Here is a 24,570-nt window from a genome sequence, read left to right as displayed (position 1 = left end):
GAGGTCGGCGGGTCCGGCGGGCTGGCGCGTGCGCGCGGTGGCGGCGCGCCAGAGGACGTCGGGCAGGAACAGCGACTGCGGCTGGGCGGTGAGCCCGAGCACGTCGACGAACCGGCCGCAGACCCGCGGGTCGACGTTGGCGAGGGCCTGCACCCGGTCGACGTAGCGGTTGAGGACCCGGGTCTGGACGCCGGCCGTGCCTCCCTTGGTGGTGCTGTAGCGCAGGTCCTCGCCGGTGGCCACCAGCCAGGGGCCCGCGGCGTTCCTGACGGCCCGGCGGTGGAAGCGCCGTGCCAGCGCGTCGAGGTCCCCGTCCGCCCGCAGGCAGGCGTCCAGGGTGAGCGCGGACTTCGCCGCGACGGTCATGCCCTGCCCGTAGAGCGGGTTGAAGGCGCACAGCGCGTCGCCGGTGACCAGGAACCGCTTCGGCCATGTCGACATCCGCTCGTAGTGCCGTCGGTGGTTGGAGGTGCGCCGGTAGCTGACGATGGGCGTGAGGGGCTCGGCGTCGCGGATCGTCTCGTAGAGCAGCGGGCTCCGCAGGCTCTTGGCGAACTCCAGGAAGCCGTCCTCGTCGGTGGGCGGGTAGTCCTCCGCGGCGCCGAACAGGCTGACGATCCACCGTCCCCCCTCTTGCGGGAACAGCGCGCCGGTGCGCGTGGTGTGCGGGGGCTTCGCCTGGAAGTAGAGCGCCTTCCAGCCCGGATCGAAGCCGGGGGGAACGGCGTAGTTGCGGCTGGCGTAGCCCAGCAGCGGGTCGATCAGGGTCTGCCGGACGGCCGGGTAGCCGATCCGCTCCAGCCACGCGGGGGTCTTCGAGACGCGCCCGGTGGCGTCGAGGACGAGGTCCGCCGCGAGCGGCTCGCCCGCCTCGGCCGTCCCGCGCTCCCGCGTCTCGACGCCGGTGACGGCCCCGCCGCCGGCGAGCAGCCCGGTCACCTCGCGGCCCGCGAGCACCCGCACGTTGCCGATCTTGGCAAGCCGGGCGCGGACGCTCCAGTCGAGGAGGTCGCGGCTGAAGGTCAGCAGGCGGGTCGACGCGAACCGGCGGCGCCATCCGGCCGAGCTGAGCCAGAGCATGTCCGCGGGCACGCGGACCTCCGGGACGCCCGCGGCGAGCAGCTCGTCCTCCAGGCCCGGGAACAGCCCTTCGGCGATCTCCAGGCCCCGGTTCCAGAGCACGTGCAGGTGGCGGGCCTGCCCCAGGCCGGGGCGGGACGCGACGGCCTCCGCCAGCCGGTCGCGCTCGACGAGCGTGACCTCGGCGAAGTGGTCGGCGAGGACCCGGGCCGCCAGCAGCCCCGACAGGCTGCCGCCGATGACGACGGCATGCTCACGAGAGCGCGTCACAGTCCTCCTCCTTGCCGGTGCGGAACGGGGGCTCCACGGGTCTCAGCGGTGGTCGGCGGCGTCGGTGAGCGGGACGCGTCCCGCGCGCTCGCCCATCGCGAAGGCGACGCCTTCGTCGAGGTCGAGGGCCGTCCCCCGCTCGAAGGCACGGCCGTACGCCTCGTCGCCCAGAGCCTGCCGCGCAAGCGCCTCCCCCTCGTTGTGCGGAGCGTTGAAGTAGGCGGAACCGAACAGCGGGAGCCCGACCGTTCCCCAGATCCGCTTGGCCGCCCCTTGCAGGACGGCGGCGTCCCGGGGCCGTCCGCCCGCCGCGTGGAACAGGGCGAGCAGCTCGATGGCCAGCACGGCGCACACCAGGTCGTGGAAGGTGCGGCTGAACGTCAGGCACGCGCGGGCGAGGCCCGTCGCCTCCTCCGCCCGGCCGCCCGTCCAGGCCGCGAAGGCGAGGACGTACAGCGCGTAGGCCCTGACCCACTGCTCGCCGTGCTCCTCGCCGATCGCGCGGACCCCTTCGCACAGCTCGACGGCGAAGGGCAGGTCGCCCTGGAACGCCACCGTCATCGCGTACTCGACGCGCGCCATGAGCACGCTGGTGTTCAGCTCGCCGAGGGCGTCATAGGCGGCGAGCGCGTCCTTGAAGTGGGTGGCCGCCTGCGCGTGGTCGTCGGTGACGAGCGCGACGCAGCCCAGCCGGTGGACGGCGTTCGCCGCCGCGACGTGGTCGCCGATGCGCAGCGCCAGGGCCTGGCTCGCCTCCAGCAGCGCGGTCGCGCCGTCGGTGTCGCCCTGCTTGATGGCGATGTAGCCGTTCACCCAGAGGGCCTTGGCCCGCGCCGGGGTCGGCTCGGGGTCGAGGTCGAGCGCCCGGTCGAGCCAGTACCGTCCCTCGGCGAGCGCGCCGCAGCCCACCCAGAAGAAGCACATCGCCCCGGCCATGCGGAGGCCGGTCCGCACCTCGCCGGGGGTGGTGACGCAGTACTCCAGCGCGGCGCTCACGTTGGCGTGCTCGCCGAGCAGGCGCGTGAAGATCTCCTTCTGCCCGGAGCCGAACCACTCCCGCTCGCACTGCTCGACCAGGGCCAGGTACCGGTCGCGGTGCCGCCGCCGCGCGGCGTCCTGCTCGCCCAGCTCGCGGAGCCATTCGGCGCCGTACTGGCGGAGCGTGTCCAGCAGCCGGTAGCGGACGTCCGCGCCGTCCTCGACCCGCGACACGATCGACTTGTCGACCAGGCCCGCCAGGGTCGGCGCGACGCGGTCCGGGGGCAGCACGCCGTCGCCGCAGACGTGCTCGGCGGCGCGCTGGTCGAAGTCGCCGGCGAAGACCGACAGCCGCGCCCACAGCAGCCGCTCCTGCCGGGTGCACAGCTCGTGGCTCCAGCCGACCGTCGTCCGCAGCGCGCTGTGCCGGGACGCGCCCTCCGGCGCCGCCGGGTCGGCGTCGACCAGGGTCTCGAACCGGTCGTCGAGGCGGTCCGACAGCTGGTCCAGGGAGAGCCGCCGGAGCTGTCCGGCCGCGAGTTCCAGGGCGAGCGGGAGCCCCTCCAGGCGCCGGCACAGCCGCACGACCGCGCGCCGGTCCGCCGCGGCGAGGGCGGGACCACCGGTGGCCGCCGCGGCGCGCCGCTCGAAGAGCGCCACCGCCGGGGACCGCACCGCCGAGTCCGCCGAGGCCGGGTCCGCCGTGTCCAGCGGGGCGAGGCTCAGCACCCGCTCGCCGCCGATCCCGAGGGCCTGCCGGCTCGTGGCGAGCACGCGCAGGCCGGGCGCGGCCGCCAGCAGGACCTCCGCCGTGCCCGCGCACGCGCTCCTGAGGTGCTCGCACGTGTCCAGGACGAGCAGCAGCCGCCGGCCGGAGAGGTGGTCGGCCAGGACGTCGAGCTGCGGGCGCGCGGTCTGGTCGACGACCCGCAGGGTGCGGGCGATCGCGTGGCCCAGCAGCGAGCCGTCCCGCAGGCCCGAGAGGGGCACCAGCCAGACGCCGTCGGGGAACCCGTCCTCCAGGCCGCGCGCGGCCTCCAGCGCGACCCGCGTCTTGCCGACGCCGCCGACGCCCGTCACCGTCACCATGCGGTGCAGACCGGACAGCCGCCTGAGCTCCGTGAGCTCGGCACGCCGCCCGACGAGAACGTCCGCCGGGGGGATCAGATTGCCCCGCCGGCGCACACCGGACTCAGCCACGATCGCCTCATTCTCCACGCGCCGCCGCGACGACACGCAACTTAACCATACAGCCTTCAAAAATGTGGCCCATTGGACGATCGGCAGTCGAAGAACAGGATGACCATGGACTTCGCGGAAACATTCGCAGAGCGCACCTCATCGACGCGAGATTCCCGGTGACCTCGGCGCGATCCGCGGACGTCCTCGCACGGTCGCCGACACCGCGTCCCGCCGCACAGGGACTCGCGTCCCGACGTCGTGGCCCGATGTGGTCACTGGCCGGTTCCGGATCGATGGCGCGCATACTCGTCTCAGCGCCGCGCGCCGGCGGGATGTCACCCGCGTTACCGGGCACCGCCTCTGGAGCGGTACACCACATAGGGCCGACGAGACAACCGAGCGGCGCGGCGAACGCGTGGACGAGGCGGCTGAAAAGGCCACAGCGCGAACAGCGCCACGCCGAGCAGCGTGTGCACCTGGAATATGAATGGCGTTCCGGTCATGGCCGCACGCGAGACCGGGAGGACGGCGCGGTCCCTGGAACTGGGGGGTGCAGGGTCCGGCGTCCCGTCCGGTCGAACGCCGCGACGGGGTCGCCGGGCCGCTCGCGCGCCTCCCGGTACATCTCCACCAGGACGCCGCGCGCACGAGCCGGTCGTGCGCCCACCGCTCCCGGTAAGGGGCGTCGTTGATGCGCTGGTCGTCCCGGAACACCGCGCGCAGGTCAGAGGTCGTCTCGGCGCGCGTCAGCAGGCCGCCCGCCCGTCCCCGCCGGCATCCCCTTTCGAGAGGCTCACCCCGCGGCTCACTGCCCGGCGCGGACGTCCGCCGCCGTACTAGGCTCCCGCCGTGGAGGAGATCCCAACGGCCGACCGGCTCGCGACCGCCGCGCCCGGCGCGCGCGACGCGGCGGCGGAAGCCCTGAGCGCCGAGGCCGCGTCCGATCCCCGGCGGCGGCAACCGGTCGTGGACGCGATCTGCTCATGGCTGCGCGCCCCCTCCGGGACGGACGACGCCACGACCGCGGAACGCCGCGCGGTGCTGCGATCGCTCACCGAGCGGCTCCGTACCGGCGGAGCGACGCCACCTTGGGACGACATCAGCGTGGACCTCTCGGGTGCGACGCTGCACGACGCCGACTTCAGTAGCTGCCTGCTCACCGATCCCGCGTTCGCCGACACCCGCTTCCACGGCACCACGACCTTCGACGGCGCCCGGTTCGACGGCGGCGCCGCGTTCCAGCGCGCGGTCTTCTACGGCGACGCCGTCCTCACCGGCGTGCGTTTCGCCGACGACGCCGAGTTCGGCCGGACGCGCTTCCGCGGACGCGCGGACTTCACCGGCGCGGTGTTCGGCGGGATCGCCTGGTTCGGCCGGGGCACCGACACGTGGTGGGAGGACGACGAGGCCTGGGAGACGGTCGAGGAGATCGACCCGGCTCCGTGGGACGAGCCGAACGAGGACGATCCCGAGTGGCCCGTCGCCGTGCTCATCGAGGACTACCAGGACTGGGAGGAAGGCGGCGACGGCGCCCGGTTCGCCGGCGACGCGTCGTTCCGCGACGTCCGCTTCGAAGGCCCGGCCTGGTTCCACTACGCGCGGTTCGGGTCGGCGGCCACGTTCGCGGGCGCGCGGTTCAGCGGCCGGGTCCACCTCGACCAGCCCGTGGTCGACCTCACGGGCGCGCACTGGGCCGGCGGCACCGGCGACGGCGAGTCCGTGTGGCCGCTGGGCTGGACGGTGCGGCCGCTCACCGCCGCCGCATCGGACGGCTCCGAGGGCGGCGACCTGGTGCCGGACGCATCGGTGCTGCCCTACGCCCGGCAGTTGGCCGACCGCGATCCGGCCACCGTCGCAGCCGGGCTGCGGATCCTGGCCCGGCTCGGCGACGACCACCCCGACCTGCGGCAACGCGTCGCGGCGACCCTGTGCGCGTTCCTGCGGACCCCCATCCCGTTCGACCTGCGCGCCGACGACCGCACGCCCGAGCGCACCGCGCTGCTGCGACTCCGCCTGCAAGCGCAGCGGACCCTCACCGAACGGCTCCGTCCCGGCCCCGGGCATTGGCCGAAAACGGACCTGTGGCTCTGCGGCGCGACGCTGGTCGACCTGGACCTCAGCGGCTGCGAGGCCGGATACGCCGACTTCACGGGCACCCAGTTCCACGGCACGACACGGTTCGACGGCAGCCGGTTCGAGCATGCGTCCTTCACGCTGGGCGGGCCGTGCGGCCGGGCCGCCTTCCACGGCGACGTGGTCTTCGGAACCGACCCGCCCGACGGAGTGATCCTGCACGGAACGGCCACCTCCGACGGACGGTCAGGGCGTCCGGGCCTGCCAGTGGAGTAGCTCGGAGCGGGCGACGCGGGTGTCCGGATGGTCGTCGCCGTGGACGCGGGCGCAGGCGGCCGCCACCTCGCGCAACGTGTGGACGGCGCGAGCGGAGTCACCGGACAGCCCGAGCCAGGACGCGTACTCGGCGCGGCAGGCGAGCGTGTCCGGATGCTCCGACCCAGCTGCCGCCGTCAGGTCGGCGACCAGCACCGCGAACGCCTCCGCCGCCGCGCCCGCGTTCCCGGCCCGTCCCATCGCGAGAGCGTCCGCATAGCGCCGCGCGAACACCCGAAGGTCGGGCGGAGACGCTTCAGTCGGCGGCTCAGGACGGGCTCCCGCAGAAGGCGGCGCCGACTCCTCATGCGGCGCCCGAGACCGCGCCGACCCCTCGTCCCGAGCCCCAGCTCGCGGTCGCGCCTCCGGTCGCGCTCGCGGCTCCGCTCCAGGCTCCGCCTCACCCCGCACCCCCGGCTGAGGTGGCGGTTCCGCCTGAGTTTCCGCCTCCGGCTCCGAGCGCGGCCGGGAGCCGGGCTCCGGCTCGGGACGCGGTTGCGCCCCTGGGCGCCGCCCTGGTTCAGGGTGCGGCGGCGGCTTGGGCGAGCGAGGCGGCTCTGGGCGCGGCCGCGACGGGGGGCGCGGCTCCGGCTCGGGGCGCGGCTTTGACTCCGGGCGCGGTCTCGGTTCGGGGCGCGGTCTCGGCTCTGGGGACGGTTTCGGATCGGGTGGGCGGGGTGGTTCGGGCTTCGGGGCGGGGGTGCCCGTATCCGGGTGCTTCTTCCACGCCTTGCGGGCGGTCACCTGGGCGCGGTACTCCGGGTGGTCACCACCGAGGTAGCGGAGCGACGTCCGGAGCAGGTCGTCCAGGAGGCGCACGGCTTCGGCGGGGTGGCCGCTCAGGCCTGTGGCGTCGGCGTGGACGCGGCGGCTCGCCAGCGTCTGGAGGTGCGCGGGCCCGAGCAGGCGGGCCGCGTCCGCCGTCACCTTGGCGCTGAGCTGGACGGCCTTGTCCGCGTCGCCCGCGCGGGCCTTCCAGAAGGCGTGCTGGCGCAGGATGATCAGCGTCCAGACGTGCTCGGCTCCGAGGGTCTCGATGGCGTCCAGGATGACGTCCTGGAGCAGCAGCGCCGCTCTGGCGGCGTCTCCCGAGCGCCCTGTGTTCTCGGCCTCGTCGAAGCGCGCGATGAGCGCCTCTTCGGCGGGCGTCCGCGGGTCCGGGCGCTCGGGGGGCAGGCGGCGCTTCGCCGCCGCGTTCACGGGGATGTCGATCAGGATGATGCCGAGGGCCACCAGTCCGTTGACCAGCAGGACCCACCAGTCGCCGAAGAGGGCGATCACGGCGACGGCGTGGCCGATGAGGAGGGCGAAGGCGAGGCAGCCGCCCCAGCCCCGCACGACCGCGGACGGCCGCCTGGTCCCGGCGAGCTGGCCCGCGCCGTAGACGAGCAGGGCCACCGCTCCCAGGCAAGGCCAGACGTAGCCCATCGCCGTCACCCGTCCTCGCGGACGAAGCCGGGCACCAGCGCCAGCCGCAGCCGGAGCGTGACGACGCCGAGGAGCTCGTCGCGGACCGTGATCCGCGCGTCCTCACGGGAGGCCGCCGGGACGGTGCACGCAAGGGTTCGCGGGGCCGTGACCCAGCCGGAGAGGGCGCAGTCGACGCAGGGACGCTCGTCCGTGCCCTTGCCGTTGCAGGCGTCGCATTTCGTCGTCGCCATGCCGTACTGCCAGTAGCCGCGTCCCTGGCAGGTGCCGCAGGGGAGCATCACCCTCCCCGCGCCGTGGCAGGCGGGGCAGAGGTCGCGGTCGGGAACGGTGAACTCGTGCGAGGCCGCGCCCTCCATCGCGAGACGCCGGGAGACGTGCACGTCGAACTCGCCCGCGACGCCCTTGGACGGGCTGACGCCGATACCGCGGTCGTAACCGGCTCGGCGCCGGGGATCGCCGATCCGCCGGTAGGCGTCCCGCACGCGGTCGGGGACCTGCGCCGCCGCCTCCCGGAGGAGCCCCTTGTAGCGCTCGGAGATCTCGCGGGCGGTCGCGTCCGGCGCGACCCCGAGGATCTCGTAGCAGTTCTGGACGGTCTTCTTCTTCGGCGGCGCACTCGGCCGCCGCGCCGGGCGGGACGCCGCCCTCCAGCCCTTCCCGTCGCACCGGGGGCAGGGGTCGGGCACCCGTCCGCTGCCCTCGCAGTTGGGGCAGTCGGTCGAGAAGCCCATGCGGCTGCGTCCCAGGCCGTCGCACATGCCGCAGCGCAGGAATCCCCACGCGCCGGATCCGGCGCACGCGCCGCACCGCACATGGGCCTGGGCCCCGACGTCGGCGCCGCCTCGCAGCATCTGGTCGTAGATGCGGCGGCGCTCGGGGTCGCCGAGCACCTCGCAGACCTTGCAGATGAAGTCGAACCGCTCGGCGGCGCCGGGGTCTCCGGGGTTGGCGTCCGGATGCGCCTCGCGGAGCCTGCTGCGCCGGGCCGTCCTGATCTGCTCGGCCGACGCGTCCGGCGGCACGCCGAGGACGGCGTAGTAGTCGCGCTGGTCGGTCACGCTCGCCCGCCCGCTTTCCGAAACCCGCAGTCGCCGGAGCATCCACGCTAGGAGCCTCCGATCACAACGCGGTCACTCTGGCCGCGGACCACCCCCTCACCATGGATCCGGCCTGAGGAATCGACTCGCGGAAGGCCCTGTGACGGGACGATCCTCGTCCGGACACGGGAGCGCGGGCGCCGCATGCGCTTCTCCCGTACCGCAGGAGGCTCAACCCGCACTTCCGACATCTGCGCTTCTGGCGGGCGGTCGGGGGGTGGTCAGACGACCCGCGATACCCGGTAGGCGACACCGCCCTCGACGAGGTAGCCCGACCCCACGCAGACGATGTCGTTGAGCCACGCGTACCGCTCGTCGCCGGTCTCGAACAGCGGGGTGGTCCGGAAGTAGTACCGGGCCGGATCGACCTCGTGCCGCGTCGACTCGTCGGCCATGGCCGCGCGCAGGTCCGGCGGGGTGGTCCAGCGCCCGCCGTAGGTCATGTGCAGCAGCGCGCCGTCGTGCGTGCGCAGCGGAAGCCGCACGTCCAGGACCATCGTCCCGCCGGGACGGAACAGCGCCCAGTCGCCGCCGGCGGCGAGCACCTCACCGCGCAGGTCCGGCCCCTCGAAGGACCCGCCGGCCGAGCCGAACAGGATCCGGCGGCCGGACGGGCCGTTCCCGAAGTCCGCCGGCGGGCGCAGGTCGACGACCATGTCGAACAGGTGCGTGGTCGCGATCGCGCCGACGTCCTTGACTCGCGGGTCCGCGGGCATGCGGCTCCACCTCCGTTCCGGAGTGCGGAGGCGGGCGGCCGCCTCCCTGGGTTCCTGCGGCTTCAGGCGCTCACCCGGTCGCCGAACAGCGTCCGCCGGACGGCGTCGGTGGAGACGCCGGACTGGGCGCACAGGGTCGAGAGGTCGAAGAAGAAGCGCTCGCCGGCGATCAGGCCGTCCTTGAAGGCGAACTGGATGAACACCGGGATCTCGGCGCGCCGGCCCGACGGCGTCACGCCGAAGCGGTCGCCCGTCATGGTCATCCGGGCGGTGCCCCAGCAGACCAGCGCACCGTCGCCGGACGCGTGCCCCTGAAGCTCGACGTCGTAGTCGGGGAACGAAGCGAAGAACCTGGTCAACGCCTTTTCGTTCGCCGCCTGACCGCGGGCGGCCGTCCCGAACGCCGGTGTCTCCAGAACCATCTCGGGATGCAGGAGCCGCATGGCCGCGGGGACGTCCTGGCGGCTCTTGGCGACGGCCAGCTCCTGGGCCAGCTCGAACATGCGGTCGCCGTCCATGTGCGGTCCTCCAGCGGGCGGGGACGAGCGGGGAACTAAACATACGATCGATCGCATGTATTGGCAATGGCCCCGGTCTCGGTCGCGGGCCTCGGTGTCGTGGCCGCGGGGTAGCGTCGGCGCGGTGTACGACGGCTTCGAGGAGTTCGACGTTCCGACGTCGCAGACGACGATTCACGGCGTCCGGGGCGGGTCCGGGCCGCCGGTCCTGCTGCTGCACGGCATCCCCGAGACGCACCTGATGTGGCACCGCGTCGCCCCGGCGCTGGCCGAGCGGTTCACCGTCGTCGCGACCGACCTGCGCGGCTACGGCGCGAGCGGCAAGCCGGCCAGCGCGCCCGACCACGCGCCGTACCGGATGCGGGCGATCGCCCTCGACCAGGTCGAGGTGATGGCGGCGCTGGGCTTCGACCGGTTCGCGGTCGCCGGCCACGACCGCGGCGCCCGGTGCGCCTACCGGATGGCGCTCGACCACCCGGACGCGGTGAGCCGCCTGGCGGTGCTGGACGTCGTGCCCACCGGCGAGGCCTACGCCCGCGCCGACGCCGACTTCAGCCTCGGCTTCTGGGTCTGGTCGTTCCTGGCGGCTCCGGAGCCCGTCCCCGAGCAGATGATCGCGGCGGCGCCGCGGGTCCTGGTCGACCACATGCTCGACGCCTGGTCGCGGGTGCCCGGCGCGTTCCCCGATCCGGTCCGGGACGCCTACGTCGCCGCCTTCACCGATCCCGAGACGGTCCACGCGATCTGCGAGCAGTACCGCGCGGCCGCGACCCTGGACGTGGCCGACGACCGGGCCGACCGCGGCCGCCGCGGCATCGCGTGCCCGACACTGGTGCTGTGGAGCGAGACCGGTCCGGTCGGGCAGTGGTACGACCCGCTCGGCATCTGGAGGGCGTGGGCCGCCGACGTGCGCGGCGCGCCGGTCCAGGCCGGCCACTTCCTGCCCGAGGAGGCACCGGAGGAGACGCTCCGTCATCTGCTTGAGTTTCTGGCCTGAGACCGCACGTGCCGGTCGGCGGCGCACGGAGGCGGCTCGCGCGGGACGCCGTGTCCCGGCCGTCGTTCCGCCCGGCTGGACCACCGCGCGCCTTGCGCGCACCGCGGGCCGTCGTGCACGCTCGACTGCGACGCTGGCCCGGCATCCCACGCGGGGGTGAACGCGGTGGACCACGGTGCATGGACGGGACTGCCCGACTACCGGGTCGGCGACCCCGCGATGATCGACCTCCCGGCGGCGCGGATGCGGGCGTTGCAGGGCGAGCGCCTCGCCGCCATGGTCGGCTACGTCCACCGGCACGCCCCGTTCTGGCGCCGGAAGCTGGACGCGGCGGGCGTCCGACCCGGCGACGTCACCGGCGTCCAGGACATCGGCCGCCTGCCCACCTGCCGCAAGGACGAGCTGCTCGCCGACCAGGAGACCGACCCGCCGTTCGGCGGCTACACCTGCACTCCCGCCGACCGCTGGGTGCGGTACTTCACCACGTCCGGCACCACCGGCCGGCCGCTGCGGCGGGTGTTCTCGCAGCGCGACTGGCGGCAGGTGCTGGACTGGGTCGCGCGGCGGCCCCCGCTCGTGCGTCCCGGGGAGCGGGTCCTGCTGACCACGTCGGCGGACGCGCTGCTCGGCGCGACGATCATCACGGAGGCCGTCCGGGAGCAGGGCGGGCTCGTCGTCCAGACCGGCACCCGGCCCGACCGGTACAAGGTCGCGGCGATCGCCGCGCTGCGGCCGGCGATGATCACGGGCGCCCCGTCCTTCCTGCTGCACCTCGCCCGGGTCGCCGCGGACGCCGGGATCGACACCCGCGCCTGCGGCATCCGCACGATCTACGCCTTCGGCGAGCCGGGCTGCGCCGTGGAGGCCACCGGCCGCGCCCTGCGCGAGCGGTTCGGCGCGCGGACGCTCATCGACGGGCTGGGCATGACCGAGCTGCCGCCCCTCGGCGGCAACTGCCCGCACTCCCCCGACCAGCACCTGTCCGACGACCTCGTCCTGACCGAGTGCCTGCGGCCCGACCGTGACGAGCCGGTCGGCCCCGGGGAGCTCGGCGAGCTGACCTACACCAACCTGGTCTGCGACACCCATCCGCTGCTGCGCTACCGCAGCGGGGACCTCGGGATCCTTTCGGACGGCGAGCCGTGCGCCTGCGGCTCGGTCAGGACCCGCGTCGTCGGGTCCGTCCAGGGCCGGGTCGACGACATGATCTGGTACCGGGGCGCGAACATCTTCCCCTCCGCCGTGGAGGCCGTCGTCCGCGCGCTTCCGGGACTCGGCACCGAGTACCGGCTGCTGCGCTCCCGAGGGCCGGTCGCGTTGACGATCCAGGTGGAGGCGGCCCGTCCCGTCGACGCCGCCGCGCGTGCCGCCCTGGCCGAGCGGACCGGCGAGGCGATCAGGAGCGCCGTCCGCGAATCCCTGCCCGTCGAGGTGCTGGATCCCGGCACCCTCCCCCGCGGCGACGGCCTCCGCAAGACCCGCCGCGTCATCGACATCGAGGAGCTCACGGACGGTCGCTGACGACCCGTCCGCGCGGGCCGTCCGGAGCGGCGTTCACCAGGGGCGGCGGAGGCCCGCGACCAGGAGCTCGACCATGCGGCGCGCGTCGTACCGGTGGTCGTGGTCGGCGCCGATGCACAGGTTGCCCACGCCGCGCATCAGCTCGTAGGCGTCCAGGCCGGAGCGGATCTCGCCGGCGGCGGCCGCGGCGTCGAGCAGGCCGGCGCACACGGGCACGAGGCGGTCGAGGAAGTGGGCGTGCAGCGCCTCGAAGCCGGCGTCGTCGGACCGCAGCACCGCGGCCAGCCCGTGCTTGGTGACGAGGAAGTCGACGAACAGGTTGATCCACCGCCCCAGGGCGGCGTACGGGGTCGGGCAGTCCGCGAGCAGGGCCGGACCGGCCGCGGCGCACGCCTCGATCTGGTGCCGGTAGACGGCGACGATGAGGTCCGCCCGTGTCGGAAAGTGGCGGTAGATCGTGCCCGTCCCGACCCCGGCCTTGGCCGCGATGTCGCGCACCGGCGCGTCCACGCCGGACGCGACGAACACCGCGGCGGCCGCGTCGAGCAGGGCCTCCTCGTTGCGCCGCGCGTCCGCCCGCTTGGACCGGGCCGTCCGCCCCTCGTCCACTCCGCTGCTCCCTTCCCAGCCCCTTCGAGCGGAGCATGGTTCCGTATATCCGTCCGAGTACGGTTCCGCTCCCATGGTGCCAGAGCCGCTTCCTGTGGCCAAGCTGCGCGACTTGGCAAGCGGAACCATGTTCCGTATGGTTGCGGAACCAGGTTCCGCTTATGAAGGAGCGAGCGACGATGCCGCACACCAGCTTCGGGATCATGACCGCACCCGCGCAGGTCGACTACCAGGACGTCCTGCGCGTGTGGCGCGAGGCGGACGCGATCCCGCAGATCGAGCACGCGTGGCTGTTCGACCACCTCATGCCGATCTTCGGGGACCCGGACGGGCCGGCCTACGAGGGGTGGACGCTGCTGTCCGCCCTCGCCGCCCAGACGCGGCGCCTGCGGCTCGGGGTCCTCGTGACGAGCAACCGGTTCCGGCCGCCCGCGATGCTGGCCAAGATCGCCACGACCGTCGACATCGTCTCCGGCGGACGGCTCGACTTCGGCATCGGCGTCGGCTCGCGCCCCGGGCACCCCCTGGCCCGGCGCGAGTACGCGGCGCACGGCCTGCCCTTCCACGACACCGCGCACGCCGTCGGCAGCCTCGCCGAGGCGTGCACCGTGATCCGGCGGCTGTGGACCGAGCCGGAGCCGTTCGACTTCCACGGCGCCTACCACCGGCTGGACGGGGCGTTCGGCAGCCCCAAGCCCGTCCAGCGCCCCCACCCGCCGATCCTCATCGGCGGGCGCTCGTCCGCCACGCTGCGCGTGGTCGCCGAGCACGCCGACATGTGGAACATCCCCGGCGGGGACATCGACGACGTCGTCCGGCGGAGCGCGCTCCTCGACCGCTACTGCGCCGAGATCGGCCGCGACCCCGCGTCGATCACCCGGTCGATCCACCTGCCCGTCTCCTATGACGAGCCCGGCCCCGCGCGGGACGCGATCGGCGCCGCGACCGGTGCCGGTTTCCGGCACATCGTCCTCGGGCTGCCCGCGCCCTACCCCGCCGGGGTCGCGCGCTGGGTCGCCGACGAGCTCGTCACCGCGCGCTGAGCGCCCGAGCCACAGGAAGGTCAGCGCGCCCGCCGTGGCGGCGGCGGTCGGGTTCATGGTCGTGCACCGCCTTTCAGGGAGGCCGCCACCGGGCTTCAAGGAGGACGGTGCAAGCTGACTCCGGTCAGCTTTCAGGGAGGGCGCGCGGCCAGTAGGCTGGCGCGCATGCAGGCAGGGGAACCGGCGAGCCGGCAGGCGCCCGCCGACCGGACGCAGCGGCGCGCCCATCTGGCGCAGTCGCGCTCCCGGGAGAAGAAGCGCGCCCTGGTGCAGGCGGCGATCGCGCTGTGGCGGGTCAAGGGGTTCGCCGAGACCACGGTGGCCGACATCTGCAAGGCCGCCGGTGTCTCCAAGGCGCTGTTCTACTTCTACTTCCCGACCAAGGAGGACGCGCTCATCGAGGCGGGCGTGCTGTCCACGAGGGAGGCGCGCCGCAAGGCCCGCGAGCTGCTCGCCGGGCCCTACGACCTGCCGGACGTGATCGGCGCCGTCCTGGCGGCGCTGGAGCGGTCCATGCGGCACAACCCGCCGGAACTGCTCATCGAGGCGACCCTGGAGGGCCACCGCGCCGAGCACCGGGCCCTCGCCGAGGGGCTCTCGGACGAGCACCACGCGACCAGGTTCCTCTTCCTCGAACCGCTCCAGCGCGCCCAGGCGGACGGCAAGCTCCCGCCGGGCCTGGACGTGCTGCACGTGGCCCGCGGCGCCCAGTCGCTCATGGAGGCGGGCGTCCGGCACTGGGCCGCCGGGGAGTACGGCGGCCGGGGCTTCGCCGAGGTGACGGGACGCGACATCACCGCGTTCGTCGACGGCCACGCCCGGATGGCGGCCGGAGAGCCGGAATGTTGACTCCGGTCAGAATCTGAACCTAGGCTCGGGCACCACCGCTCCTGCCAGGGAGGCACCGTGGAACGCACGCCCGACCGCCCCATCCGCGTGGTCCAGTGGACGACCGGCAACGTCGCGCGCCAGTCGCTGGCGGCCGTCGCCGAGCGTCCCGGGCTCGAACTCGTCGGCGTCTACGCGCACAGCCCGGAGAAGGCGGGCAAGGACGCCGGCGAGCTCGCCGGCCTCGGGCGCCCGCTCGGCGTCGCGGCCACCGGCGACATCGACGCGGTCATCGCGCTCGCGCCCGACTGCGTCCTCTACATGCCGCTGCATCCGGACGTGGAGCACCTGACCCGGCTCCTGCGCGCGGGGATCAACGTCCTGACGACGGCGTCGTTCCTCACCGGGCGCGCCTACGGGCGGGCGGCGCGGGACGCGCTGGAGGAGGCGGCGCGGGCCGGGAACGCCAGCCTGTTCGGCAGCGGCGTCAATCCCGGGTACGCCGACCAGCTCGCGGCGGTCGCGGCGGGGGTCTGCCGCGAGGTCGACTACGTGAAGGTCTACGAGTCGTTCGACATCGGACTGTGGGCGGGCGACGCCAACCAGGACGAGCTGGGCTGGGGCCGCCCCGCCGGGGACCCCGGTCACGCCGACGACGTCGTCAAGGCCACCGCGCCGTTCGGCGACGCCGTCGAGGCGCTCGCCGAGCTGCTCGGCACGGCCGTCGACGACGTCCGCTGCGAGGTCGGCTTCGCCCACGCGACCAAGGACCTGGACCTGCCCGGGCGCCCGGTCCGGAAGGGCACGGTCGCGGGGCTGGACGTCCGGTGGTTCGGCGTCCGCGGCGGGGAGGACGCCGTCGAGGCGCACATCCGCTGGACGGTCACGGCCGAGCTCGATCCGGCGTGGGACGTCGCGATGGCCTACCTCATCGAGATCCGCGGCCATCCCCAGGTCAATATGCGGGTGGAGGTCCTGCCGCAGGACATGGCGGCGATGAGCCTGGAGGAGATGCTCGCCATCGGCTCGGTCATCACCGCGATGCCGGTCGTGAACGCGATCCCGGCGGTGGTGGCCGCCCGGCCCGGCATCGTCACCTACGCCGACCTCCCGACCCAGTCGTCCCGCCACGTCCTGGCCTGAAGGGCGGCGCGGCGGTGGCGGTGCAGCTCGTCATGGGGGCGAGCGGTTTCCTGGGCTCGCACGTCGCGCGGCAGCTCGCCGAGCGCGGCGACGACGTCCGGGCGTGGACCCGCCGGACGAGTTCGACGGCGGCCTTCGACGATCTGCCGGTGCGGCACGTCCGCGGTGAGCTGACCGACGGCGCGGCGCTGCGGGAGGCGATGCGCGGCGTGGACACCGTCCACTACTGCGTCGTGGACGCGCGGGCGTGGCTCCGCGACCCGGCGCCGCTGTTCGCGACGAACGTCGAGGGGCTCCGGCACGTGCTCGACGCCGCGGTCGAGACGGGGGTGCGGCGTTTCGTGTTCTGCAGCACGGTGGGCACGATCGGCCTGTCGGACGGCGGTCCCGCCGACGAGGAGACCCCGCACGCCTGGCGGCATCTCGGCGGCCCCTACATCCGGTCGCGCGTCGCGGCCGAGGACCTCGTCCTGCGGTACTGCCGCGAGCGCGGGCTGCCGGGGATCGTCATGTGCGTGTCGACGACCTACGGCGCGCCCGACCACGGCTCGCCGCACGGCCGGATCGTGTCCGACGCCGCGCTGGGCAGGCTGCCGGTCCACTTCGGCGACGCGGCGATGGAGGTCGTCGGCGTCCGGGACGCCGCCCGCGCCTTCCTGCTCGCCGCGGACAAGGGGCGGGTCGGCGAGCGGTACATCATCAGCGAGCGGTTCATGTCCTGGCGGGAGCTCGTCACGATCGCGGCCGAGGCGGCGGGGGCGAGGCCGCCGCGCCTCGCGGTCCCGCTGCCCGTCCTGAAGGCGCTCGGCCGCCTCGGCGACGCGGCGGGCCGGGTGCTGCGCCGCGACGTCGTGATGACGAGCGTCAGCGTCCGGCTCATGCACATCATGCCGCCCCTCGACCACGGCAAGGCGACCCGGGAGCTCGGCTGGCACCCCTCCCCCACGCTCGATGCCGTCCGGGAGGCCGCGGCGTTCCACCTCGAACGGTACCGCCGGGCCACCCGCTGACGCACGTGCCCATGCCGGGCACGGCGCGCGGTCAGCCCGGCGTGCCGGACGGTTCGCTCCGCAGGGCCCGCACGAGCCGGTCGGCGAACTCCTCCGGATGGACGGCGAAGCCGGTATGGCCGCCGGGGAGCTCGACGACCTCGCGTCCGAGCCTGCGCCCGAGTTCGGTGTTCACGCGGTAGTTGGGGAAGCCGCGCGACTGGTCGCCCGAGACGAGCAGGAGCCGCTCGGCGTGGGCGGCCAGCGCGGTGACGTCCAGTTCCACCGAGGTGTACGGGAGCAGTTCGCGTTCGAACCAGTAGGTGGCGTTGGCGTGGGCGTGCGGGTTGGCCTCGGGATCGGTCGCGCGGGCCATGAGGGCGCGGTCCGCAGGCGAGAACGTGCGCTCGCGGAACTCCGCCAGCGCCGGAGCGACGCCTGACCGGCGGTAGGTGTCGTAGAGGTCGGAGAAGAAGCCGAGCCACCGCTCGGCGTCCGGGAGCAGTCTCATCGCCGCGGGCTCGTAGGAGGCGACCGCCCGGACCGCGCCGGGATGCCGGGCCAGCAGTTCCAGGACGATCACCCCGCCGGAGCTGGTGCCGAACACCGTGGCCGGCCCCTGGCCCGCGTGCTCGACGAGGGCGCGGACGTCGTCGGCGTCGGTCCGCAACCGGTTCGCGTAGTCCTGCGCCCCGATGAGCGCGCTGCGCGAGAAGCCCCGGCGGTCGTAGGTGATGACCGTGTAGTGCTCGGCTAAGCGGTCCGCCACCGAGGCGAACACCCGGGCGTCTCCGTTGGCGCCGGGCACCAGGACGAGGACCGGCCCCCGTCCGCGCGTCTCGTAGTACAGCCGGGCGCCGGGCACCTGCAAGAAGCTCATGGACGTGCTGCCTTTCGCTCGGGGCCGGCCCCGCCCGGGGCCGGTGGGGGGTCGCCGGCGCGGGCGTGCGCGCGCATCTGGGCGGCGTGCCGGAGCGACAGCTCGGCGCCGCCGGTGAGGAACGCGGCGATCGCGGCCAGCTGGCGGCCGTCGAAGCCCGCCAGGAGCTCCGCCATGTCGCCGCGCAGCGGGCCGAACACCGCGTCGATCTCCTCGACGCGCTCGGTCACCGGGCGCAGGAGCTGCTTGCGGCCGTCGTCCGGGTCGGGCTCGCGGCGCAGGTGGCCGGCCCGTTCCAGGCGCGCCACCACGCCGCTGACCGCGCCGCTGGTCAGCCCGGTCAGCGCGGCCAGCCGGCTGCCGGTCAGGCCGCCGTGCTCGCGCAGCAGGTCCAGGCACTTGTGGTCGGTCGGCCCGAGCCCGAGCCGCTCCGCCGCGGCGTGGTGCAGCAGCACCGTCGCGGTGCTGTGCCGCCGCGCCAGCCCGTGGACGATCCGCTCGGCCAGCTCGGCGCGCTCGCCGTCCTCCGGATGCTCATCGCCCGCCATCGCCCCCCCTTCGTAGCTAGCTTAGATACTAAGCGAGTTTCTGAGGAGTGCTCAAGTCGGATGCGATCACCGGGTGGTACGCCAGCGAGTTTTCCCAGGTCACGTGCGATCTTCGTGATTCACTATTGCCTCACCACTTTTCGTGAGGTATCAGTGACGTCTAGTGTTCGCGCGACCGTCGGCAAGGCCCTGGCCGTGGCCTCCACCGCTCTCATGCTCGCGGTCGCCGCAGCGGTGCCCGCCGGCGCGACGCCCTCGTCCGGGCTCAACGACTGGACGTGCCGTCCCTCGCCCGCGCACCCGTACCCGGTCGTCCTGCTGCACGGCGCGGTTCTGAACGCGCAGCTGAACTGGCTGTACTACGGCCCGCAGCTGGCGGCCGCCGGCTACTGCGTGTTCGCCCCGACCCACGGCGGCAGGCTCCCGGTCGTCCCGCTGGGCGGAGTCGATTTCGTCGAGAAGTCGGCCCGGGAGGCCGCGTCCTACATGGACCGTGTCCTGGAGGCGACCCAGGCGGAGAAGGTCGATCTCGTCGGCTACTCGCTCGGCGGTTTCGAGTCGGTCTTCATACCGAAGTTCATCCCCGGGAAGGCGGAGCGGATCCGCCATGTGGTCTCCCTGGGAGGGCCCATCCACGGGACGGACTACGGCGGCCTGCTCAAGCTGGAGGAGGCCCTGCTCCTGCGCGCCCCGGCCGACTACCTCCACGAGAACTTCGGCTGCGCCCCCTGCGTCCAGCTGGAGGAAGGAGGCGACCCGGTCGACCAGCTGCTGACCGGGCGCATCACCCGGCCGGGGATCGACTACACCATGATCGCCAGTCAGCACGACGAGTTCGTCACCCCGCCGGACCGCGCGTTCATCCCCGAGCCGGGCGTCAAGAACATCTTCGTGCAGCACTACTGCCCGTCGGACATCTCAGGCCATGCCGGCCTGCTGTACAACGCGGCCGTCGGCGCCCTCATCCAGCGGGCCCTGGACCCGGGCCACAAGCGCCGCATCCCGTGCGGTCTCAGCCTCCCCGCCTGAGCCGCCGGACGCCGGGGTCAGCCGATCCTGGAGTCGCGGTCCTCCCAGTACGGGTCGCGCAACCGCCGCTTGAGCGTCTTGCCGGACGGGTTGCGGGGGATCTCCGCGATGCGGTCGAAGCCCCGGGGCGTCTTGTAGGAGGCCAGGTGCTCGCGGCAGAAGGCGCGCAGCTCCTCATCGGTGACAGAGCCGCCGGGCGCCGGCACGATGGCGGCGTGCACGGACTCCCCCCACTCGTCGGAGGGGACGCCGAAGACGGCCGCGTCCGCCACCGCCGGATGGGCCGTCAGGACGGCCTCGATCTCCGCCGGGTAGATGTTCATCCCGCCCGAGATGATCATGTCGGTGCGGCGGTCGCAGATGTAGTAGAAGCCCTCCTCGTCGCGGTAGGCGATGTCGCCGACCGTGAGCCACTCGCCGCGGCGGGCGTCCTGGAACTTGCCGTCGGCCTTGTAGTAGGCGTTGAAGGTCGCGGTGCCGCGCACGTAGAGGTCGCCGGGCACGTGCGGCTCCTCGACGGGCCGCCCGTCCGCGCCGAACAGCGCGATCTCGACGCCGGGCGCCGCCCGTCCGCAGCTCCCCGGCTTGCGGAGCTGGTCCTCGGGACGCAGGATCGTGTCGACGCCGAGCTCGGTGGAGCCGTACACCTCGAACAGCGAGCCGTCGCCGATCCTCTCGACGTAGCGGCGCTTGAGCTCGAACGGCCACGGCGCCGCGTTGGCGATCACGCGGCGCAGCGAGGACAGGTCCCGGCGCCGGATCGCCTCCTCCGGCAGGTCCACCACGCGGCGAATCGGCGTCGGAGCGGAGAACGTGGTGGTCACCCGGTGCCGCTCGACGAGGTCGAGCCAGCGCTCGGGGTCGAAGTCGCGCATGACGACGACGGTCCCGCCGAGCAGCTGGACGATCAGCATGAAGCTCATCGGGCCGGAGTGGTACAGCGGACCGGTCGTGAGGTAGACGTCGCCGGGCTGGAAGCCGATCTCGCCGACCAGCGCGAGCACCAGACCGGGGTCGGGCGCGCTCCGCACGACGCCCTTCGGCTTCCCGGTCGTCCCCGACGTGTAGAACATCGACGTGCCGGCCGCCTCGTCGGCGCCGCGGACGACCGGCTCCGTCTCGGGGGCGTCCGCGGCCAGGGCGTCCAGCGAGGAGGCCCAACCGGGCGCGTCCGCCTCCGCGCAGCCCCACACCAGCCAGGTCTGGACGCCCTCGACCTCCCGTGACGCCGCCTCCAGCTGGGGTGCCTGCTCGGCGTCGAACAGCACCAGCGCCGCGTCGGCGTTCTCGACGACGTAGACGGTCTCCTCCGGGCTGAGCCGGTAGTTCAGCGGGACGCCGACGGCCCCGCACTTGCGCAGGGCCGCGATCAGCGCGACGACCTCGGTGCTGTTGCGGCCGCACCACACGACCTTGGTGCCCGCCCGGACGCCGCGGTCCGCCAGCAGGTTGGCGTAGCGGTTCACCAGCACGTTGAACGCGGCGTAGGACAGGCTCCGCCCGTCCTCGATCAGCGCGGTCCTCTCGGGGCCGGCGGCGGCCAGTGCCGCGAGCGGGTCCTCGGCGGGTGCGGTCACGTGCATCGACCTCCTGGTCGCGGTTCGGGGCGGCGGCGACGCGGCGGCCGGCGCCTACATCGGACGGTGGGCCAGGGCCCGCTCCAGCCGCTCCTGCGCGCGGGCCGCCTCCCGCGCGCGGTAGGCGATCGGCATGTAGCGGACGCGCTCGGGCAGCAGCGGCGTGCCGCGCCCGATGATCTGCCCGGCCAGCCGCAGCCGGCGCTCGTCCGCCGCGGTCCAGGGCAGCCCGAGCTTCTCGCGCGCCACCGCCGGCAGGGTGCCGACGGTGATCAGCCGGCCGAGCCGTCCGGCGGCCGCGCTCAGCGGGGCGACCGCCGGCCGCAGCGGCCTCGGGACGTTCGGCGGGACCTGGCCCATCTGGCCGAGGACCTCGTGCGCGACCTTGTGCGGGACGAGGGTGTTGGCCACCATGTCGTCGAAGTACTCCCAGTAGTCCGGGATGCTCTTCGGCAGCATCCGCTCGGGCACCCGCAGGATCCTCCCGAGCTGGAGGAACTCGTCGAACACCTGCTGCTGCTCCTCGGCGTTCATCGGAGCGGGAGCGAAGTACTCGGCGGCGGTGACGGCGGCGTAGAAGCCGGTGAGGTGCACCCACGCCCACGGCTCGGCCGACAGCGCGTGGTGGCGGCGTCCCTCCTCGTCGACGGCGCTGAGCGGCTTGTGCATCTCGCGCAGCCGCCTGCCCTCCTCGATCGCGGTCCGCCCCCCGTAGACCCACGTCTGCACCGACGCGAAGCTGCGCGCCGCGCGCCCGAGCGGGTCGGTGCGGAAGCTCGACAGCCGGTCGACCACGGTCCCGATCGCCGGATGCATCACCTGGAGAATGAACACGCTGTTGCCCGCGATCGCCGACGTGTAGAGCCCCATCTGCTCCCACAGCAGCGACCCCGGCCCGAAGGGGACGGGCTCCTCGCGGCGCTCCCGCCCGGCCGGCGGGCTCGCGGGCGCCCGGCTCGCGGGCGCCTCGTGCGTGGGCGCCCCGCTCGCGGGCACCCCATCGGTCACCGTCATCGGCGCGACCTCCTGAACGAAACGACTGCCGCCACCAGTGAAACGCGAATAAGCAGTCGCTTACAAGTCGCGTTTCGCGGGAACGGTCCGCGACGCGCTCTCCTGGGCTCCCACGGCGCGCGACCCCCGTCCGGAGCTGCCCGCAGGACGCGTCCGACCGCGTCGCCGCGCCCCCTACTCGCATTTCGCCGAGCGAGGCGGCGACCGTAGGAACGCACGCCGGACCGTGGACGGCCACACGAGCCCGCCGCGCGCCGTCCGCGGCGTGCACGCGGTTCGGCGGCCGCGGGCGGTTCGGCGGCCGTGGGCGGTTCGGCGGCCGTGGGCGATCACCTGCGGGCGGCTCTGACGCCGTCTTGGCCTGGTGTTATGTGGTCCGAAAGGGAACACGTCGCGAATTGGCGCCCGGCCGCGTCCACTTCCCGCTCGTGGCGTCTGACCGCGCCGAACGGACCATCATCTCAGCCGACGCACGTGACCGAGGCGGCATTCGAAAGGGCGGTCCGAAATGCCGCGACGACCTGCGCGATCACCACTGAACGCGGAGCTGCCGGACACATCACGACCGCCCGGACGATGATGGGGCGAACCAGGCACAGTAGCGAACTCGGAGCAATAGTGAGGGTTCCTTGCATGACCATGATTTGAGGGATATTCATGAACCCGTTCACCGCTCGCCCGTCTTCCTCACTTCCCATTGGGACCGAATGTCAACGCTGCCCTCCTTCCCCGCCGCGGACGAAGCACCGCTCGACACCTGCCTCCGGCTGCGGGACATCGCCCCCGTCGTCGAGGTCGAGTTCCCCGGAGGCGTCCCCGCCTACCTGGCGCTGACCCACGACGCCGTCCGCGAGATCCTCGCCGGGGACAACAGGACCTTCCTGCGGGACCCGAAGCACTGGCCAGCCCTGCACGACGGGACGATCCCCGAGGACTGGCCGCTGCGCGCCATCGTCCAGGGCGGCCACCTGGCCACCAAGGACGGCGGCGACCACCGGCGGCTGCGCGGCCTGGTCGCCAAGGCGTTCACGCCCGCGCGGGTCCAGGCCCTGGAGCCGCGCGTCCGGCGGATCGTCGAGGGGCTGCTCGACGAGGTCGCGGCCGCCGGCGACGGCGTCGACCTGGTACCCGCCTTCACCGAGGCGCTGCCGATGTGGGTGATCTGCGAGCTGTTCGGCGTGCCCGCCGGGGAGAGGTCCCGGATGCGCGCCTGGACCGCCGCGCTGCTGGCGCACACGACGCCGCCCGAGGAGGCGTTCGCGACGCAGCACGCGCTCCAGGCCTACCTGCACGAGCTGGTCGAGCGGAAGAAGCGGGCACCCGGCGACGACCTCACCTCCGGCCTGGTCGAGGCCCGCGACGAGCACGGCGGGCTGACCACGGACGAGCTGGTCGGCGTGCTGTGGCTGATGCTCGTCGCGGGCCACGAGACCACCGTCCACCTGCTCGGGCACGCCATCGTGGCGCTGCACCAGAACCCCGGCCAGCTCGCCCTCGCCAAGGCCGAGGACCGGTGGGACGACGTCGTCGAGGAGACGCTGCGCTACCGCCACTCGGTCATGATGACCAGCTTCCGCTTCACCGCCGAGGACGTGACCGTCGCGGGGGTGCGCATCCCCAAGGGGCAGGCGGTCGGCGTCGTCTACCAGGCGAGCGGGCTCGACCCGGCGGAGCACGGCGAGAGCGCCGACCGCTTCGACATCACGCGGGAGCGGGGCGCGCGCCTCGTGTTCGGGCACGGCCCCCGGTACTGCATCGGCGCGTCCCTCGCCCGGCTGGAGGGCCGGCTGGCGCTCTCGGCGCTGTACCGGCGGCTGCCGGACCTCGCCCTCGCCATCGACCCGGGCGACATCCCCTACTCGCCGTCGTTCTTCACGATCGGCCCGCTGTCCCTGCCGGTGACCTTCGGCGCCGCCCGGCCCTGACGCCCCGTACAGATAGATCAACTTTTTCGGGCAACCCCCTGTGGGTCCGGGCGTTATGGTGCATCCTTATCACGCCTTATTCCGATATGACCGCCTTACACCGGGTCGAGGGAGGCCCGCGCCGGCTCCGAAATGCCCACCCGGTCACATTGCTCGGCCGGTCCCGAAAGCGCCCACCCGGTCACCACGCTCACAAGGACACGATGGATGGCAGCACGAGCAGGTCGAACACGCATCGAGCGCGCCGCGCTGGAACGCGCGTGCTGGATCTGGCTGGTCGTGGCGGTCGGCGCCGGCGCGGCCTGGCTGGGAACGCTCCTGACGGCGGACGGGGGGTCGCGGACGGCCGTCGCGGTGGGGGGCGGCGTCGCGGCGCTGGCCGTCAGCCTCGCCGCGGGCGTCGCGGCGTACTTCGCCGAGTGCGCGCGGGGGCTGCGTAAGCGGCTGGCCCGCGCGGAGAGCGAGAGCGGCCGGCTGGAGCACCGGCTCCAGGAGCTGGTCGACGGGCCGCTGCCCGCGCTGATCGGGCGCCTGCACGCCGGGGCGCCGCCGGACGAGACCCTGGCCGAGCTGCGGACCGTCCCGGACCACCTGCTCGGCCGCCTGGTGCGCATGGTGGCGGAGGGCGTCGCCGCGAGCGAGCGCCGCGCGGCGCGGGCCAGGGCCGACCTGGCGCTCCTGGAGGACGAGGCCGCCCGGCTGGCCGACTCGACGCTGCCCGCGCTGATCGACCGGGTCCGCGGCGAGCGCGTGCCGGCGGCGTCCGTGCTGGCCGAGCTGCCGGCGCCCGCGCACGCGGCGCTGGAG

The 24,570-nt window shown here is 73.9% G+C and carries 21 protein-coding genes and 1 pseudogene; 10 read left to right on the top strand and 12 right to left on the bottom strand.

All coding sequences use genetic code 11. The features are described 5' to 3' along the window. From E1300_RS32315 to E1300_RS32305, 3 genes are all read right to left on the bottom strand, one after another. A partial coding sequence (locus E1300_RS32315; protein WP_131760899.1) for an FAD-dependent oxidoreductase occupies nt 1-1,350 on the bottom strand: 1,350 nt, incomplete at its 3' end. A gap of 42 nt (nt 1,351-1,392) precedes the next feature. Then, nucleotides 1,393-3,528, bottom strand: a complete 2,136-nt coding sequence (locus tag E1300_RS32310; RefSeq protein ID WP_131760898.1) for an ATP-binding protein — start codon at nt 3,526-3,528, stop codon at nt 1,393-1,395. A gap of 326 nt (nt 3,529-3,854) precedes the next feature. Beyond that, nucleotides 3,855-4,013: a respiratory nitrate reductase subunit gamma gene (locus E1300_RS32305; RefSeq protein WP_131760897.1), complete on the bottom strand. Its 159-nt coding sequence runs from the start codon at nt 4,011-4,013 to the stop codon at nt 3,855-3,857. Nucleotides 4,014-4,359: 346 nt separating this feature from the next. Between E1300_RS32305 and E1300_RS32300 the strand changes: the two genes are divergently transcribed. Beyond that, complete coding sequence (locus tag E1300_RS32300) at nt 4,360-5,859, top strand: pentapeptide repeat-containing protein (protein WP_131760896.1); 1,500 nt, start codon at nt 4,360-4,362, stop codon at nt 5,857-5,859. On the opposite strand, the gene E1300_RS32295 is transcribed toward E1300_RS32300, so the two are convergent. The 4 genes from E1300_RS32295 to E1300_RS32280 form a co-directional block, all read right to left on the bottom strand. Then, nucleotides 5,830-7,326 (bottom strand): tetratricopeptide repeat protein, encoded by a 1,497-nt coding sequence (locus tag E1300_RS32295; protein WP_131760895.1) that lies wholly within the window; start codon nt 7,324-7,326, stop codon nt 5,830-5,832. The genes E1300_RS32300 and E1300_RS32295 overlap by 30 nt on opposite strands. 5 nt (nt 7,327-7,331) lie before the next feature. Continuing rightward, nucleotides 7,332-8,387, bottom strand: coding sequence for a DnaJ domain-containing protein (locus tag E1300_RS32290; RefSeq protein WP_165503088.1), 1,056 nt, complete (start codon nt 8,385-8,387; stop codon nt 7,332-7,334). 260 nt (nt 8,388-8,647) lie between these two features. Beyond that, on the bottom strand, nt 8,648-9,142 hold the full coding sequence (locus E1300_RS32285; protein ID WP_131760893.1) for a DUF3237 domain-containing protein: 495 nt from the start codon (nt 9,140-9,142) through the stop codon (nt 8,648-8,650). A 62-nt stretch (nt 9,143-9,204) separates the two neighbouring features. Continuing rightward, complete coding sequence (locus E1300_RS32280; protein ID WP_207400073.1) at nt 9,205-9,660, bottom strand: ester cyclase; 456 nt, start codon at nt 9,658-9,660, stop codon at nt 9,205-9,207. A gap of 124 nt (nt 9,661-9,784) precedes the next feature. On the opposite strand from E1300_RS32280, the gene E1300_RS32275 reads away from it, so the two are divergent. Then, entirely contained in the window at nt 9,785-10,657 is an 873-nt protein-coding gene (locus E1300_RS32275) for an alpha/beta fold hydrolase (protein ID WP_242619524.1), read from the top strand. 165 nt (nt 10,658-10,822) lie between these two features. After that, nucleotides 10,823-12,178 (top strand): phenylacetate--CoA ligase family protein, encoded by a 1,356-nt coding sequence (locus E1300_RS32270; protein WP_131760891.1) that lies wholly within the window; start codon nt 10,823-10,825, stop codon nt 12,176-12,178. Nucleotides 12,179-12,211: 33 nt separating this feature from the next. On the opposite strand, the gene E1300_RS32265 is transcribed toward E1300_RS32270, so the two are convergent. Continuing rightward, nucleotides 12,212-12,787 carry a TetR/AcrR family transcriptional regulator gene (locus tag E1300_RS32265; protein WP_242619523.1) on the bottom strand — a complete coding sequence of 192 codons (576 nt, stop codon included), beginning with the start codon at nt 12,785-12,787 and terminating at the stop codon, nt 12,212-12,214. Nucleotides 12,788-12,966: 179 nt separating this feature from the next. Here E1300_RS32265 and E1300_RS32260 point away from each other — a divergent pair, with 179 nt between their 5' ends. The 4 genes from E1300_RS32260 (at nt 12,967) to E1300_RS32245 (ending at nt 16,811) form a co-directional block, all read left to right on the top strand. Next, entirely contained in the window at nt 12,967-13,830 is an 864-nt protein-coding gene (locus E1300_RS32260; protein WP_131760889.1) for an LLM class flavin-dependent oxidoreductase, read from the top strand. Nucleotides 13,831-13,995: 165 nt separating this feature from the next. Beyond that, complete coding sequence (locus E1300_RS32255; RefSeq protein WP_131760888.1) at nt 13,996-14,679, top strand: TetR/AcrR family transcriptional regulator; 684 nt, start codon at nt 13,996-13,998, stop codon at nt 14,677-14,679. A 57-nt stretch (nt 14,680-14,736) separates the two neighbouring features. Continuing rightward, complete coding sequence (locus E1300_RS32250; RefSeq protein WP_131760887.1) at nt 14,737-15,801, top strand: NAD(P)H-dependent amine dehydrogenase family protein; 1,065 nt, start codon at nt 14,737-14,739, stop codon at nt 15,799-15,801. A 14-nt stretch (nt 15,802-15,815) separates the two neighbouring features. Continuing rightward, a complete protein-coding gene (locus E1300_RS32245) occupies nt 15,816-16,811 on the top strand; it encodes an NAD-dependent epimerase/dehydratase family protein (protein WP_131760886.1) in 996 nt (331 codons plus the stop codon). Between the two features lie 31 nt (nt 16,812-16,842). Here the strand turns inward: E1300_RS32245 and E1300_RS32240 are convergent, their stop codons facing one another. Both E1300_RS32240 and E1300_RS32235 read right to left on the bottom strand, forming a co-directional pair. Next, the gene (locus tag E1300_RS32240) at nt 16,843-17,670 is read right to left on the bottom strand and encodes an alpha/beta fold hydrolase (protein WP_131760885.1); all 828 of its coding nucleotides are present in this window, start codon (nt 17,668-17,670) and stop codon (nt 16,843-16,845) included. Next, complete coding sequence (locus tag E1300_RS32235) at nt 17,667-18,218, bottom strand: MarR family winged helix-turn-helix transcriptional regulator (RefSeq protein WP_131760884.1); 552 nt, start codon at nt 18,216-18,218, stop codon at nt 17,667-17,669. The genes E1300_RS32240 and E1300_RS32235 overlap by 4 nt, the downstream gene beginning before the upstream one ends. 153 nt (nt 18,219-18,371) lie before the next feature. Between E1300_RS32235 and E1300_RS32230 the strand changes: the two genes are divergently transcribed. Next, nucleotides 18,372-19,247 carry an esterase/lipase family protein gene (locus tag E1300_RS32230; RefSeq protein WP_131760883.1) on the top strand — a complete coding sequence of 292 codons (876 nt, stop codon included), beginning with the start codon at nt 18,372-18,374 and terminating at the stop codon, nt 19,245-19,247. A 17-nt stretch (nt 19,248-19,264) separates the two neighbouring features. Here E1300_RS32230 and E1300_RS32225 read toward each other — a convergent pair whose 3' ends face one another. Together E1300_RS32225 and E1300_RS32220 are read right to left on the bottom strand one after the other, a co-directional pair. Continuing rightward, entirely contained in the window at nt 19,265-20,830 is a 1,566-nt protein-coding gene (locus E1300_RS32225) for an AMP-binding protein (protein WP_131760882.1), read from the bottom strand. A gap of 48 nt (nt 20,831-20,878) precedes the next feature. Continuing rightward, nucleotides 20,879-21,838 carry an oxygenase MpaB family protein gene (locus E1300_RS32220; RefSeq protein ID WP_131760881.1) on the bottom strand — a complete coding sequence of 320 codons (960 nt, stop codon included), beginning with the start codon at nt 21,836-21,838 and terminating at the stop codon, nt 20,879-20,881. Nucleotides 21,839-22,545: 707 nt separating this feature from the next. Here E1300_RS32220 and E1300_RS32215 point away from each other — a divergent pair. Both E1300_RS32215 and E1300_RS32210 read left to right on the top strand, forming a co-directional pair. Then, complete coding sequence (locus tag E1300_RS32215; RefSeq protein WP_131760880.1) at nt 22,546-23,763, top strand: cytochrome P450 family protein; 1,218 nt, start codon at nt 22,546-22,548, stop codon at nt 23,761-23,763. A gap of 207 nt (nt 23,764-23,970) precedes the next feature. Next, nucleotides 23,971-24,570, top strand: a pseudogene (locus E1300_RS32210) (sensor histidine kinase); the annotation flags it as partial.

The organism is Actinomadura fibrosa, from assembly GCF_900659615.1.
GTDB classification, from domain to species: Bacteria; Actinomycetota; Actinomycetes; order Streptosporangiales; family Streptosporangiaceae; genus Spirillospora; species Spirillospora fibrosa.
This window is presented reverse-complemented; position numbering and strand designations above follow the sequence as displayed.